Source organism: Methylocella silvestris BL2 (assembly GCF_000021745.1).
Lineage (GTDB): Bacteria > Pseudomonadota > Alphaproteobacteria > Rhizobiales > Beijerinckiaceae > Methylocapsa > Methylocapsa silvestris.
Window position 1 is genome coordinate 579279 of the sequence record NC_011666.1, and the last position, 13849, is coordinate 593127.

A 13849-nucleotide genomic window follows, 5' to 3' on the forward strand; every position below is an offset into this window, starting at 1 on the left:
GCCTCCCATGCCCGTCAACATCCTGATGCCCGCCCTTTCGCCGACCATGGAAAAAGGCAATCTCAGCCGATGGTTGAAGAAAGAAGGCGACAAGATCAAATCCGGCGACGTCATCGCTGAAATCGAGACCGACAAGGCGACGATGGAGGTCGAGGCGGTGGACGAAGGCGTTCTCGCCAGGATCGTCGTCCCCGATGGCACCGCCGACGTCGCCGTGAACGACGTGATCGGGGTCATCGCCGCCGATGGAGAGGACGTATCGGCCGCCGCGGCCCCTGCCGCCGCCAAACCCGCGCCCGCGGCGCCCGCGTCTGCCGCGCCAGCTTCCGCCCCGTCCGCGCCCGCTGCATCCGCAGCGCAAACGGCTCCGGCGCCCGCCGCCGTCAACGGGCAGGCGGGGCCGCGCCTGTTCGCCTCGCCGCTCGCGCGCCGCATCGCCAAGGAGTCGGGGCTCGATCTCTCCGGCGTCGCCGGCTCAGGTCCGCATGGCCGCATCGTCGAGCGCGACGTCAAGGCGGCGCTGGCCCAGCCAAGACCGCAAATCGCCAAGGCGCCGGCGGCGCCCGCCGCGCCGTCTCCGGCCGCGCCGACTCCCGCCCCGGCGTCGGATGAAGCCATCCGCAAATTCTATGCGCCAGGCTCCTATGACGAGGCGCCGCATGATTCAATGCGCAAGACAATTGCGAGGCGCCTTGTCGAAGCGAGCCAGACGATCCCGCATTTCTATCTGTCGGTCGACTGCAATCTCGACGCTCTGCTGGCGTTGCGCGAGACGGTGAACGCGCAGGCCTCTCGCGACAAGGACGCCAAGCCCTCTTACAAAATCTCGGTCAATGATTTCATCATCAAGGGGCTCGCTCTGGCGTTGATCCGCGTGCCGGAAGCCAATGTCACCTGGACCGAATCGGTCATGCTGAAGCACAAGCATGCCGATGTCGGCGTCGCCGTCTCAATTCCTGGCGGCCTCATCACGCCGGTTATCCGTTCGGCCGACACGAAGTCGCTGTCGGCGATTTCGAACGAGATGAAGGATTATGCGGCGCGGGCCAAGGCGCGGAAACTGAAGCCGGAGGAATATCAGGGCGGCTCCTCCTCGGTGTCGAACCTCGGCATGTTCGGCATCAAGAATTTTTCCGCCATCATCAACCCCCCGCAATCCTCGATCCTCGCGGTCGGGGCGGGCGAGAAGCGCGTCGTCGTCAAGGACGGCGCGCCGGCGGTGGCGACGTTGATGAGCGTCACGCTCTCGACCGATCATCGCGCGGTCGATGGGGCGCTTGGCGCCGAGCTGCTCGACGCCTTCAAATCCCTGATTGAGCATCCGATGTCGATGCTCGTTTGAAATCATTTCTTTTGCGAGATCCTCATGGCTGACCCCTATGACGTTCTGATCATCGGCGGAGGGCCTGGCGGCTATGTCGCCGCCATCCGCGCCGCCCAGCTCGGCCTCAGGACGGCCGTCGTCGAGCGCGAGCATCTCGGCGGCATCTGCCTCAACTGGGGCTGCATCCCGACCAAAGCGCTGCTGCGCACGGCCGAGATCTTCCACTACATGGAGCACGCCAAGGATTATGGGCTGAAAGCCGGCGGCAAGGCCGAGGCCGATGTCGGCGCCGTCGTCAAACGCTCGCGCGCCATCTCCGCGCAGCTCAACGCCGGCGTCGGATTCTTGATGAAAAAGAACAAGGTCGATGTGATCTGGGGGGAAGCCACGATCACGAAAGTCGGCGAAGTCGCCGTTGCCGCGACCAAGAAGGCCATCGTGCAGCCGCAGAACCCGATTCCGAAGGGCGTTCTGGCGGAAGGCGTCTATCGCGCCAAAAACATCATCATCGCGACGGGCGCGCGGCCACGCGCTCTGCCAGGGCTTGAGCCCGACGGCAAGCTGATCTGGACTTATTTCGAGGCGATGAAGCCCGACGCCTTTCCCAAGAGCCTCATCGTGATGGGGTCGGGCGCGATCGGCATTGAGTTCGCCTCTTTCTATCGCACGCTCGGCGCCGAGGTGACCGTCGTCGAGGTGCTGCCGCAGATCCTTCCGGTCGAGGACGCCGAGATCGCCACGCTGGCCCGCAAGCGCTTTGAGAAGCAGGGCATGAAGCTGCTGACCTCCACCAAGGTGACAAAACTCGAGAAGACCGCGGACGGCGTCACCGCGACGCTCGAGGACGCCAAGGGCAAGGTTGAGACGCTGAAAGCCGAACGCGTGATCTCGGCCGTGGGCGTCGTCGGCAACATCGAAAATCTCGGCCTTGAGGCGCTGGGCGTCACGCTCGATCGCGGCACAATCAAGATCGACGATTACGGCCGCACAAACGTCGCCGGGATTTACGCCATCGGCGACGTCGCCGGGCCTCCCATGCTGGCGCATAAGGCCGAGCATGAAGGCGTGATCTGCGTCGAATCCATCGCCGGCAAGCATCCGCACGCCATGGACAAGCTGATGATCCCGGGCTGCACCTATTGCAATCCGCAAATCGCCTCGGTTGGCCTCACCGAGGCAAAAGCCAAGGAAGCCGGCTTCGAGCTCAAGATCGGGCGCTTTCCCTTCATCGGCAACGGCAAGGCGATTGCGCTTGGCGAGCCGGACGGCCTCGTCAAGACGATCTTCGACGCCAAGACCGGAAAGCTCCTCGGCGCGCATCTTGTCGGGGCGGAGGTCACCGAGCTCATTCAGGGGTTTGTCATCGCCATGAATTGCGAGACGACCGAGGAAGAGTTGATCAACACGGTGTTCCCGCATCCGACGCTGTCGGAAACCATGCATGAGAGCGTTCTCGACGCCTATGGCCGCGTGATCCATACGTAATAGGTCGCGCGGTTGGACAGTCGCCCGCGATCCGCCCATATTGATATCTCAGCAAGACGCCCCGCCAGCCGGCGAGGGCAGGGCAGGAAGACTTATGGCCTCGGATTCTGACCTCCTCGACACCAAACCAGCCGAGACGCGCCATCCTGAAAAAGCGCACCGGCCGGATCAGCCGACGCTGCGCAAGCCCGACTGGATCCGGGTCAGGGCGCCGGGCTCGCCCGAATGGGCGGCGACCAACAAGATCGTCAAGGAGCACAAGCTCGTCACGGTCTGCGAGGAAGCCGGCTGCCCCAATATCGGCGAGTGCTGGGCGAAGAAGCACGCGACCTTCATGATCATGGGCGACACCTGCACAAGGGCCTGCGCCTTCTGCAACGTGAAGACGGGCCTGCCGCGCGCCCTGGATCGCAATGAACCGCAGCGGGTCGCCGACGCGGTCGCCAAGCTCGGTCTGTCCCATGTCGTCATCACTTCGGTCGATCGCGACGATCTTTCCGATGGCGGCGCGCGCCATTTCGCCGAGGTGATCGCGGCGATCCGCAGCCTCAGCCCGAAAACGACGATTGAGGTGCTGACCCCTGACTTTCTGCGCAAACCCGGCGCGCTCGAGATTGTCGTCGCCGCCAAGCCGGACGTCTTCAATCATAATCTCGAGACGGTCGCCGGAAAATATCTCGGCGTGCGGCCCGGCGCGCGCTATTTCCATTCGCTGCGGCTGCTGCAACGGGTGAAGGAGCTCGATCCGACTCTGTTTACGAAATCGGGGATCATGCTCGGCCTCGGCGAAGAACGGCAGGAAGTGCTGCAGCTGATGGACGATCTGCGCAGCGCCGACGTCGATTTCATGACCATCGGCCAATATTTGCAGCCGACCAAGAAGCACCACGCCGTCGCGCGTTTTGTGACGCCGGAAGAATTCAATTCCTATGCGGAGATCGGCCGCGCCAAGGGATTTCTCCTGATGTCCTCCTCGCCGCTAACGCGATCGTCGCATCATGCCGGCGAAGATTTCGCCAGGCTGAAGGCGAAGCGCCAGGCGCTCGCGCCTTGCGCGGAAGCGGGGCAATAGCTAGATCCTGCTCTCAGCTTCGGAGGCCATTGCGCTTCGACATCGATTCACGCTGGCTGTTCAACCTGAGCCGCGCAGCCAGTCATGATGAGATATGCCGTCTTTCCGCACGACCCGAAAAGTTCGCCATAGCGCGAGGGAAATGTTCGATCTCGTGGCGGATACCGAAGCCTATCCGCAATTCGTGCCCTTGTGCCTCGACTTGAAGCTTCGCCGCAAAACCGAGGACGCAGGCGTTGTCACCAAAGTCGTGCAGATGACGGTCGGCTATAAAGCGCTGCGCGAAACCTTCACAAGCCGCGTCGTCTGCGATCCGCAAATCCTTCAGATCCTGGTCTCTTATGTCGACGGCCCGTTCCGGCGACTCGAAAATCGCTGGTCCTTTCGCGACGAGGGGCCGGGGGCCTCGATCGTCGAATTCGAAATCGCCTATGAGTTCCGCAGCCCGGCGCTGGGGCTCTTGATGGGCGGAGTGTTCGACAAGGCGTTCCGGAAATTCGCCGAAGCCTTCGAACAACGCGCCGACCTCGTTTATGGCGCGTCCTTGAGATAGCGGCGGTTTAACGCGCAGCCGCCTCCAAAAGGTCAAGGCCGACCAGGACCGAAGCCATGCGGACCTCATTGCGGCCAAGGTCGCCAAAGCGCTGTTCGAGGACCTTTGGCTCCGCGCCGCGACGGGCGCAGCCAAAAAAGACCAGCCCAACCGGCTTTGCCGGAGAGCCGCCGCCGGGCCCGGCAATTCCCGTGACCGACAAGGCCACATCGGCGGGCGAATGCGTCAAAATGCCCGCCGCCATCGCGGCGGCGACGTCCGCGCTGACCGCGCCGACGCGCTCGATCAACGCAGCCTCGACGCCAAGGCTTTCGGCCTTCGCTGAGTTGGAATAAGTGACAAAGCCGCGCTCGAAGACGTCCGAGGAGCCCGGGATCGCTGTGACGAGCGCCGCGATCAGGCCGCCCGTGCAGGATTCGGCGCTGGCGAAGGTGAGGCTGCTCTCGCGATAAAGCGCGACGAGGCCGGCGGCGCGGGCGAGCAGGGGGTCGCCAAACATCAGAGCGGCAAACGTACGGTGGCGATTGCGAAGGCGGCGATCCCCTCTTCCCGCCCCGTAAAGCCGAGGCGCTCGCTGGTCGTCGCCTTCACGGCGACGCGGTCGAGGGAAACGCCGACGATCGCCGCGAGGCTGGCGCGAATGGCGTCGCGATGCGGCCCGATCTTCGGCCGTTCGCAGACCACGGTCGCGTCGATATGGGCGATCATGCCGCCGCGCGCGCGCACCCGCGCCGCCGCCGCCGCGAGGAAAATCTTTGAAGCCGCGCCGCGCCATTGCGGATCGGAGGGCGGAAAATGGCTGCCGATGTCGCCGTCGGCGAGAGCCCCCAGCAGGGCATCGGTGACGGCGTGGCTTAACACGTCGGCGTCAGAATGGCCGACAAGGCCATGATCATGCGACATCTCTACGCCGCCGAGCCAGATATGGTCGCCGGCGCCAAAAGCGTGCACGTCATAGCCTTGCCCCGTTCTGATGTCGGCGAGATCGCGAATGAGCCTGCCTTCGGCGGCGGCGAGATCCTCAGCGCTCGTAATCTTCATATTGTCGGCGTCCCCCTTGAACACAAAAACGCGATGCCCGGCCCATTCGGCGATGGCGGCGTCATCGGTCAAATCGGCGGCTCCGGCCGCGGCGGCTTTGCGGTGCGCGTCGAGGATCAGGCTGAAGTCGAAGGCCTGGGGCGTCTGCACCGCCCGCAGACGCGCGCGCGGTGGGGTGGCGGCGATGCAGGCCTCGACATCGATCTCCTTGATCGTATCGGTGACCGCGATTCCGGGGATCGCGGCGCCATATTCTCTTGCCGCCTCAATGGCGCGCATGATTAATGTTTCGCTTGCGAAGATTCGTGCAGCATCATGAATCAGAACGATATTCGGGCGGTTCGTAGGGTCGGCGGCAAGAGCCTCCAGCCCGGCGCGCACGCTGTCTTGCCGGGTCGCGCCGCCCCAGACGGGCGCCGTCAACTGGCCTCGGGCCGCCGGATCGAGGCCGGCGATCGCCTCGCTATAAAGATCGAAATCGTCGGCATGGATGACGGGCGCGATGATCGCGTCCGGCGCGGCGCGGCCCAGCGCGTTGAGGCTATGGGCGAGGACGGTTAGGCCGGCCACTTGCCGATATTGCTTTGGCGCCCCGTCGCCGGCGCGCGACCCGCGGCCGGCCGCGACGACAACGATGGCGATTTTGGCGGGCGGAGGGGCGGGAAATTTCATCGAAGGTCCAGAAATCGTGCGGCTGTTCCTCTCGCGTTTCGCAAGCGGCGTCAAATGCGAGCCAAACTGTTGCGAAAGGTTCAAAAAAGAGGATTGCCGCGCTGCACAAAATGACTATGATATAGGCATGAGCGCTGCTGCTGAAAAATTAGGCAAGACGGGGAGAAGCGCTGCGTTGCGAATTGGATCGGTCGCCCTTCCCGGATGCGCTTTTCTGGCTCCGATGTCGGGCGTGACAGACATTGCGATGCGCCGCGTCGCCCAACGCTTTGGCGCATCGCTTGTTTTTACCGAAATGGTGGCGGCTGAAGCCTATGCGAAAGGCGACGCAGAGAACCGGCTGAAGGCCGAAGGGCGCGGCGTCGACCCTCATGTCGTGCAGATCGCCGGTTGCGACGCGCAGTCGATGGCGCGGGCCGCGCGCATCGCCGCCGATTCGGGCGCCGCAATCCTCGACATCAATATGGGCTGTCCCGCGAAGAAAGTGATCAACGGCTATTCCGGCTCGCATTTGATGCGCGACCTGCCCCTGGCGCTGGATCTGATCCGCGCCACCGTGCGCGCCGTCGACATTCCCGTGACGCTCAAGATGCGTCTTGGCTGGGATGAAGCCTCGATCAACGCGGCCGAGCTCGGTCGCCTCGCTGAGGCAGAGGGGATCGCCATGCTGACGGTTCACGGCCGCACGCGCAGTCAATTCTATAACGGCAAGGCGGACTGGCGCGCGATCCGCGCCGTCAAGGAGGCGGTCTCGATTCCGGTCGTCGCCAATGGCGATTGCGCCAGCCTCGCCGACGCCGCCCGCATGATGGATGTGTCCGGCGCCGACGCGGTGATGATCGGCCGCGCGGCGATCGGCCAGCCCTGGCTCGTCGGGATGATCGCTGAACGCCTCGCCACGGGCGTGGTCGGCGCGGAGCCGTCGCCGGCGGAAAAGAGCGAGGCGGCGCAGGAACATTACGACGGCGTGCTGCGCCTGTTCGGGCGCGAGCAGGGGATGCGTCACGCCCGGAAGCACCTTGCGGCTTATGCCGAGCGGTCGGGATCGCCCGCGGCCGGCGCTCTGCGCGCAAGGCTCGTCACCGCGGACGATCCCGAAACGGTGCGATCGATTCTGAGCGAGTTGTTCGATTTTCCCTTACGCGCGGAGGCGGCATGATGGCGGTGCTATGGGCTCCTCGTTCCCATGAGGCTGCGGCGCGCCCGTCCGCGCTCGATCCGGCCAGGATGCTCGACGCCTTGCCGCATCCCGTGCTAGCTGTCACCCTCGATGGAGCCGTCACGGACGCCAATGTCGCCGCCGAAACCTTCTTCGGGATGAGCCGCGAGGCGATGCGCCAGCATCGCCTGAACCAGCTTGTCGCGTCGGGCTCGCCGCTGCTGCAATTTGTCGAACAGGTCAATGCAAGCGGAGCCGCGCAGAATAGCTACCGCGTCGAGCTGACCCTGGCGCGGAGCGGGGCCGAACTGCTCGTCGACATTTTCGTGACGCCGCTGCCGGAAAGTCAGGACGGCGTCGTCGTCATGCTGCAGGAGCGCTCGGTCACCGAAAAAATGGAGCGCCAGCTGACGCATCGCGGCGGCGCGCGCTCCGTCGCCGCCATGGCCTCGATGCTCGCGCATGAAATCAAGAACCCGCTATCAGGCATCAGAGGCGCGGCGCAGCTGCTCGAGACCGAGGCCAATGATTCCGACCGGGCGCTGACCCGGCTGATCTGCGAAGAGACCGACCGGATCGTCAAGCTGGTTGACCGCATGAGCGCTTTCTCGGACGGACGGCCGATTGAACGCGAAAGCGTCAATATTCACGCGATCCTCGACCATGTGAAGAAAGTGGCGCAAGCGGGCTTCGCGCGGCACATCCGGTTTCATGAAAATTACGATCCCTCGCTGCCGCTCGTTCTCGGCAACAGGGATCAGCTGGTGCAGATGTTCCTCAACCTCGTCAAGAACGCGGCGGAGGCCATCGAGGTCGGCAAAGACGGCGACATCGAGCTTTCAACGGCGTTCCGCCCCGGCGTTCGCATGCAGATTCCGGGAGAAAAAGCGCCCGTCAGCCTGCCGCTCGAATGCTGCGTCCGGGACAATGGCCAGGGCGTCCCGGCCGACGTCATGCCTTATCTGTTCGATCCCTTCATCACCACCAAGGCAAGCGGAACTGGCCTTGGACTTGCATTGGTTGCGAAGATTATCGGGGACCACGGCGGCGTGATCGAATGTGAGTCCGCGATGCGGCGCACGACTTTCCGGGTTCTCATGCCGATGTATTCGGCTCCCGCGCAGGCGGATGGCGCGGACCTCTGACAACGGATCGTCTCGACGCAAGTCCCTGGAAGATCAAAGCGCGCAGCGACAGGGTTGCGGCGCTGGCGCTTATCCGCTTTCGCGCCTGAACAAAAGGCTATGGCTATGGCGACCGGAAATATCCTGATTGCAGACGACGACACGGCGATACGCACCGTGCTCAGTCAGGCTCTCTCGCGCGCCGGCTATGATGTCCGCGCCACTGGCACCGCGGCGACGCTCTGGCGCTGGGTTCAGTCGGGCGACGGCGACCTCGTCATCACCGACGTCGTCATGCCGGATGAAAACGCCTTCGAGCTTCTGCCGAAGATGAAGAAGCTGCGGCCGGAACTCCCGATCATCGTCATGAGCGCGCAAAACACCTTCATGACCGCGATCAAGGCGTCCGAGCGCGGCGCCTATGACTATCTGCCAAAGCCGTTCGATCTGCGCGAATTGGTGTCGATCGTCGGCCGCGCGATGAGCGAGCCGAAGAACCGCGTCAAGGTCGAGCGCAATGAAGAGCTCGAGGGCATGCCCCTCGTCGGACGCTCGCCCGCGATGCAGGAAATCTACCGCTCGCTGGCGCGGCTGATGCAGACCGACCTCACCGTGATGATCAGCGGGGAATCGGGCACCGGCAAGGAGCTGGTCGCGCGCGCCCTGCATGACTACGGCAAGCGCAAGAAGGGCCCGTTCGTCGCGATCAATATGGCCGCCATCCCGCGCGACCTGATCGAAAGCGAATTGTTCGGGCATGAGAAGGGCGCGTTCACCGGCGCCAACCAGCGCTCGGCAGGCCGCTTCGAGCAGGCCGAGGGCGGCACGCTGTTCCTCGACGAGATCGGCGACATGCCGATGGAGGCGCAGACGCGGCTTCTGCGCGTGTTGCAGCAGAGCGAATATACGACCGTCGGCGGCCGCATGCCGATCAAGACCAATGTGCGGATCATCGCCGCGACCAATAAGGACTTGGCGGTCCTGATCCAGCAGGGCCTGTTTCGCGAGGATCTGTTTTTCCGCCTGAATGTCGTGCCGCTGCGCCTGCCGCCCTTGCGCGAGCGCGTCGAGGATATCGGCGATCTCGCCCAGCATTTCTTCGCGCAGGCGGCCAGCGAAGGCCTGCCGCTGAAACATATCGAGCCGGAAGCGCTCGACCGCATGAAGCGCTACCGCTGGCCGGGAAATATCCGGGAGCTCGAAAATCTGACGCGAAGGCTCGCGGCGCTCTATCCGCAGGAAGCGGTGACCGGTCAGCTCATTGACATCGAGCTCGCCAGCAACGGGCCGTCGCTGGCGCAAGGACACGCCGCGTCCCCCGCCGGCGTTCGGCAGCATGAACAGTCCGACCGCGGCCCTGGCCTAGCCGTCGCCATGGAGCGCCATCTTGCCGAGCTGTTCCGTGGTCATGGCGACAGCCTGCCGCCGCCCGGCCTCTACCATCGCATCCTGCGCGAATTGGAATATCCGCTGATTTCGGCGGCGCTGGCGGCGACGCGGGGCAATCAGATCAAGGCCGCCGAGCTTTTGGGGCTTAATCGCAATACGCTGCGCAAGAAGGTCCGCGATCTCGACATCCGATTGATGCGCTCGCCGCGCTGATCGATTCGCCCGATCGGTCTGAAATGCGCAAACTTCGCTGCTCATCGGAGGCGACATTTCCTTGGCGCGCGCGTCATGGCCGCGGAAATGTCGCAATCGCGCAACACCGTGGCATAATGGCAACTTCCGTTTCTATGGATTGATGCCGTCGGTCCGGCTGACAGAAGATGCGCGACAGGTTGGAAGCACCAAAAAATCAGGGAGCATCGCGCAGCCAGCGGCGCTTTACGGTCCGCTATGGACCCGCCGTCGTCATATTGGTTCTGCTGATTGCGCTCGGCAGCTTTCTCATCTTCGCCGGCTTCACGCCGGTGCCGCCGAGCGATGCGGTTCTGCTTGGCCTCCTGATCGCCAATGTGGTTGGCATCTTCGTCGTCCTTTGCTTCATCCTGATCGAAGCCTATTCGCTGTTTCGGGCGCGCCGCGCCGGCGTCGCCGGCGCGCAGCTTCATATCCAGATCGTTGCGCTGTTCTCGATCGTCGCGGCGGCGCCGGCGCTGCTGATGGCCTGGGTCGGCTCGGTCACGCTGGAACGGAGCCTCAATCCCGGCTTCATGCATGATGGGCGGGCCTTCGTTCAGACGACGATCGACGCGGCGCGCTTGTTTCGCGAGGCGCAATGCAAATCACTGCTGCAGGAAGCGCGGCTGACCGCCTCGGACCTCGACCGGGCCAAGCTGATGTTCGAGGTCGACCGGCCGCTGTTTCGTGACTTTTTCACCTCGCGCACGCGCTTTCTCGGCTTCACTGCGGCAGCTCTCATGAAGCCGGACGGATCGGTCATCGAAAAGATCGAAACGGGATCAGCGATCGGCACGACGATCGTCCGGCCCGAGCCGGCGGATTTCGACGACGCCAAGAAAAACGAGCCGCTCTGTCTCATTCTCGATGAGGGGAGAACCTTCGCCGCCGTCAGGGCGATGATCTCCTTCGAGAACACCTTCCTTTACGTCGCGCGCCCGGTTGATCCCTTTACGGTGGAGTTCCCGCGCCAGGCGGCGCGGCTCGTGACGCTTTACGACGCCTTCGACAGCCATCGCCGCAGCATTCAGATCGCTTTCGCGACGATGTTCATTCTGATCGCGCTGATCATGCTTTTGTCGGCGACCTGGCTCGGCCTCTCTTTCGCCAATCGTCTCGTCGCGCCGATCCGGCGCCTCATCGCCGCGACCGATCAGGTCTCGTCCGGCAATCTCAATGTGCAGGTCGCGGTGCGCAAATCGGAAGGCGATCTCGCCCATCTCGGCGAAACCTTCAACAAGATGACATCGGAGCTGCGCCTGCAGCAGAACCGCCTGATCGCTGCGAGCAGCCTCATCGATGAGCGCCGCCTGTTCACCGAGGCGGTCCTGTCCGGCGTTCCCGTCGCTGTCGTCAGCGTCGGCTCGAAAGGCGAGATCACGGTGCTGAACCCCTCGGCGGCGCGGCTGGTGCAGCCGGACGGCGAAGGAGCCAAATCGATCCTCGGCCAGCCGCTCGACAACGTCTTGCCCGAGATCCGGGAGGTCTTTGCCGAAGCGCGCGCCGGCCAGTCGCGCATGGCGCCGGCTGAAATCTCGATCGTGCGCGGCGGGCTGGAGCGGCTCTTCAGCGTCTCCATCACCACCGTGCCCACGGGCCGCGGCGGCAGGAGCTATATCGTCACGCTCGACGACATCACCGATCTCGTCAGCGCGCAGCGGACCGCCGCCTGGGCCGACGTCGCCCGCCGCATCGCCCACGAAATTCGCAACCCGCTGACGCCGATCCAGCTTTCGGCCGAGCGGCTCAAGCGCAAATATGGACGGCTCATCACGCAGGACAGGGACATCTTCGATCAATGCACCGATACGATCATTCGCCAGGTCGACGACATCAAGCGCATGGTCGATGAGTTTTCCTCCTTCGCCCGGATGCCGAAGCCGCGCGTCGAAAACAACGATCTTGGCGAATGCGTGCGCCGCGTCCTGTTTCTGATGCGGGTCGCCCATCCGAACATCATCTTCGAGGACAGCCTGCCCGAGGAGCCTGTGCATGGCCGCTTCGACCGGCGCCTTCTGTCACAAGCCTTGACCAACATCGTAAAGAACGCGACTGAAGGCATTGAGGCCGAAGTGGCGGCGAGCGGGCCGTTCGAAGGCCATATCGGCGTCGCGCTTTCCGTCTCGGAGGACATGGTGGTCATCGACGTTGTCGATAATGGGAAGGGGTTCCCGAAGGACAACCGGCAGCGGCTGCTGGAGCCCTACATGACGACGAGAGCCGAGGGCACCGGACTCGGGCTCCCGATCGTCGCCAAGATCCTTGCCGACCATGGCGGCGGACTTGAATTGCGCGATGCGCCGAGAGGGCGGGGCGCATGGGTCCGCCTGTTCTTCCCGCTCGACCAGGCGACGCCGGATCAGGCGGACGCTTCATCTGAAGTTGTGACCGCAACGGCAACTCAAGACTCGTGAAGGAAACGTCATGGCGAGCGATATCCTCATCGTTGACGACGAGGCTGACATCCGGGAGATCGTGTCCGGGATTCTTTCGGATGAAGGCCATGGAACGCGCGTCGCCAAAAATTCGGACGAGGCGCTGGCCGCCGTCGAAGCGCGCCGGCCGGGCCTCGTCTTTCTCGACATCTGGCTGCAGGGCTCGAAGCTCGACGGGCTGCAAATCCTGAAGATCGTCAAGGAGCAGCATCCGATGCTCCCTGTGGTGATGATTTCCGGCCACGGCAATATCGAAACGGCGGTCCAGGCGATCAAGCTCGGCGCTTATGATTTCATCGAAAAGCCGTTCAAGGCGGACCGACTGGTGTTGGTCGCCGAGCGCGCGCTCGAAGCCTCGCGGCTCAAGCGCGAGGTCAGCGATCTGCGGCTGCGCGCCGGCGCTGTCAACAAGATCATCGGCCGCTCGACCGCGATCAATCAATTGCGTCAGACGATCGACCGCCTAGCTCCGGCCAATTCGCGCATTCTCATCACCGGCGCGCCGGGATCGGGCAAGGAGCTCGCCGCGCGCTCCATTCACGAGCATTCGGCCCGCGCCAACGGTCCCTTCATCGTCATCAATGCGGCGACGATCGCGCCGGACACGATGGAGATCGAACTCTTCGGGGTCGAGGGCAGGGACGGCGCGCAGCGCAAGATTGGCGCGCTCGAGGAGGCCCATGGCGGCACGCTGTATCTTGACGAGATCGCCGACATGCCGAAGGAGACGCAGGGCAAGATCCTGCGGGTTCTCGTCGAGCAGAATTTTCAGCGGGTCGGAGGCGCAACGCGCGTTCATGTCGACGTGCGCATCATCTCCTCGAGCGCGCGCGACCTTGCCGGCCTGATCGAGGACGGCTCGTTTCGGGAGGATCTGTTCCATCGCCTCGCCGTCGTGCCTGTACGCGTGCCCTCGCTGTCGGAGCGGCGTGAGGATATTTCCGAACTGATCGCCTTTTTCATGGATCAGGTGTCGTCGACGACAGGCATGCCGAAGCGGCTCATCGCTGACGACGCCATGGCCGTGCTGCAATCGCATGACTGGCCAGGCAACATCCGGCAATTGCGCAACAACGTGGAGCGCCTGATGATCCTGTCGGCCGGCGATCCCGACGCGGCCATCACCGCCGATCTTTTGCCATCCGAGATCGGCGCTCTGGTGCCCTCGACGCCCAATGGGGCGGGCGGCGAGAAGCTGATGAGCCTGCCATTGCGCGACGCGCGCGAGGTGTTCGAGAGGGAATATCTCGTGGCGCAGATCAACCGCTTCGGCGGCAATATTTCCCGCACGGCCGAATTCATCGGCATGGAGCGTTCGGCGCTGCACAGGAAGCTGAAATCGCTGCGGGTTGATTAGCGCC

At 63.9% G+C, this 13849-nt stretch carries 11 protein-coding genes; 9 read left to right on the top strand and 2 right to left on the bottom strand.

What is annotated here, in order from left to right; translation table 11 throughout:
• Window positions 1-7: 7 nt before the first annotated feature.
• From MSIL_RS02650 to MSIL_RS02665, 4 genes are all read left to right on the top strand, one after another.
• The gene (locus tag MSIL_RS02650; protein WP_012589563.1) at window positions 8-1342 is read left to right on the top strand and encodes a pyruvate dehydrogenase complex dihydrolipoamide acetyltransferase; all 1335 of its coding nucleotides are present in this window, start codon (window positions 8-10) and stop codon (window positions 1340-1342) included.
• 24 nt (window positions 1343-1366) lie between these two features.
• A complete protein-coding gene (gene lpdA, locus MSIL_RS02655; protein WP_012589564.1) occupies window positions 1367-2809 on the top strand; it encodes a dihydrolipoyl dehydrogenase in 1443 nt (480 codons plus the stop codon).
• 94 nt (window positions 2810-2903) lie between these two features.
• Window positions 2904-3881 (top strand): lipoyl synthase, encoded by a 978-nt coding sequence (gene lipA / locus MSIL_RS02660; RefSeq protein ID WP_012589565.1) that lies wholly within the window; start codon window positions 2904-2906, stop codon window positions 3879-3881.
• A gap of 94 nt (window positions 3882-3975) precedes the next feature.
• Entirely contained in the window at window positions 3976-4434 is a 459-nt protein-coding gene (locus tag MSIL_RS02665; RefSeq protein ID WP_012589566.1) for a type II toxin-antitoxin system RatA family toxin, read from the top strand.
• A gap of 7 nt (window positions 4435-4441) precedes the next feature.
• Here the strand turns inward: MSIL_RS02665 and MSIL_RS02670 are convergent, their stop codons facing one another.
• Window positions 4442-4933: a CinA family protein gene (locus MSIL_RS02670; RefSeq protein WP_012589567.1), complete on the bottom strand. Its 492-nt coding sequence runs from the start codon at window positions 4931-4933 to the stop codon at window positions 4442-4444.
• Window positions 4933-6147 carry a bifunctional 2-C-methyl-D-erythritol 4-phosphate cytidylyltransferase/2-C-methyl-D-erythritol 2,4-cyclodiphosphate synthase gene (locus MSIL_RS02675; protein WP_012589568.1) on the bottom strand — a complete coding sequence of 405 codons (1215 nt, stop codon included), beginning with the start codon at window positions 6145-6147 and terminating at the stop codon, window positions 4933-4935. Before MSIL_RS02675 ends, MSIL_RS02670 begins: the two co-directional genes overlap by 1 nt.
• Window positions 6148-6322: 175 nt before the next feature.
• Between MSIL_RS02675 and dusB the strand changes: the two genes are divergently transcribed.
• The 5 genes from dusB (at window position 6323) to ntrX (ending at window position 13845) form a co-directional block, all read left to right on the top strand.
• Window positions 6323-7306 carry a tRNA dihydrouridine synthase DusB gene (gene dusB, locus MSIL_RS02680; protein WP_012589569.1) on the top strand — a complete coding sequence of 328 codons (984 nt, stop codon included), beginning with the start codon at window positions 6323-6325 and terminating at the stop codon, window positions 7304-7306.
• Window positions 7306-8451, top strand: a complete 1146-nt coding sequence (locus MSIL_RS02685; RefSeq protein WP_012589570.1) for a two-component system sensor histidine kinase NtrB — start codon at window positions 7306-7308, stop codon at window positions 8449-8451. Before dusB ends, MSIL_RS02685 begins: the two co-directional genes overlap by 1 nt.
• 105 nt (window positions 8452-8556) lie before the next feature.
• The gene (gene ntrC, locus MSIL_RS02690; RefSeq protein ID WP_012589571.1) at window positions 8557-10032 is read left to right on the top strand and encodes a nitrogen regulation protein NR(I); all 1476 of its coding nucleotides are present in this window, start codon (window positions 8557-8559) and stop codon (window positions 10030-10032) included.
• 167 nt (window positions 10033-10199) lie between these two features.
• Entirely contained in the window at window positions 10200-12467 is a 2268-nt protein-coding gene (locus MSIL_RS02695; protein WP_012589572.1) for a sensor histidine kinase NtrY-like, read from the top strand.
• A 10-nt stretch (window positions 12468-12477) separates the two neighbouring features.
• Window positions 12478-13845: a nitrogen assimilation response regulator NtrX gene (gene ntrX / locus MSIL_RS02700; protein WP_012589573.1), complete on the top strand. Its 1368-nt coding sequence runs from the start codon at window positions 12478-12480 to the stop codon at window positions 13843-13845.
• Window positions 13846-13849 lie beyond the last annotated feature (4 nt).

Excerpts from the sequence above, each read along its gene's own strand:
- MSIL_RS02675 (WP_012589568.1), bottom strand. The coding sequence starts at position 6,147 with ATGAAATTTCCCGCCCCTCCGCCCGCCAAAATCGCCATCGTTGTCGTC.
- lpdA (WP_012589564.1), top strand. The coding sequence starts at position 1,367 with ATGGCTGACCCCTATGACGTTCTGATCATCGGCGGAGGGCCTGGCGGC.
- lipA (WP_012589565.1), top strand. The coding sequence starts at position 2,904 with ATGGCCTCGGATTCTGACCTCCTCGACACCAAACCAGCCGAGACGCGC.
- MSIL_RS02650 (WP_012589563.1), top strand. The coding sequence starts at position 8 with ATGCCCGTCAACATCCTGATGCCCGCCCTTTCGCCGACCATGGAAAAA.
- MSIL_RS02695 (WP_012589572.1), top strand. The coding sequence starts at position 10,200 with ATGCGCGACAGGTTGGAAGCACCAAAAAATCAGGGAGCATCGCGCAGC.
- ntrC (WP_012589571.1), top strand. The coding sequence starts at position 8,557 with ATGGCGACCGGAAATATCCTGATTGCAGACGACGACACGGCGATACGC.
- ntrX (WP_012589573.1), top strand. The coding sequence starts at position 12,478 with ATGGCGAGCGATATCCTCATCGTTGACGACGAGGCTGACATCCGGGAG.
- MSIL_RS02665 (WP_012589566.1), top strand. The coding sequence starts at position 3,976 with ATGCCGTCTTTCCGCACGACCCGAAAAGTTCGCCATAGCGCGAGGGAA.
- MSIL_RS02685 (WP_012589570.1), top strand. The coding sequence starts at position 7,306 with ATGGCGGTGCTATGGGCTCCTCGTTCCCATGAGGCTGCGGCGCGCCCG.
- MSIL_RS02670 (WP_012589567.1), bottom strand. The coding sequence starts at position 4,933 with ATGTTTGGCGACCCCCTGCTCGCCCGCGCCGCCGGCCTCGTCGCGCTT.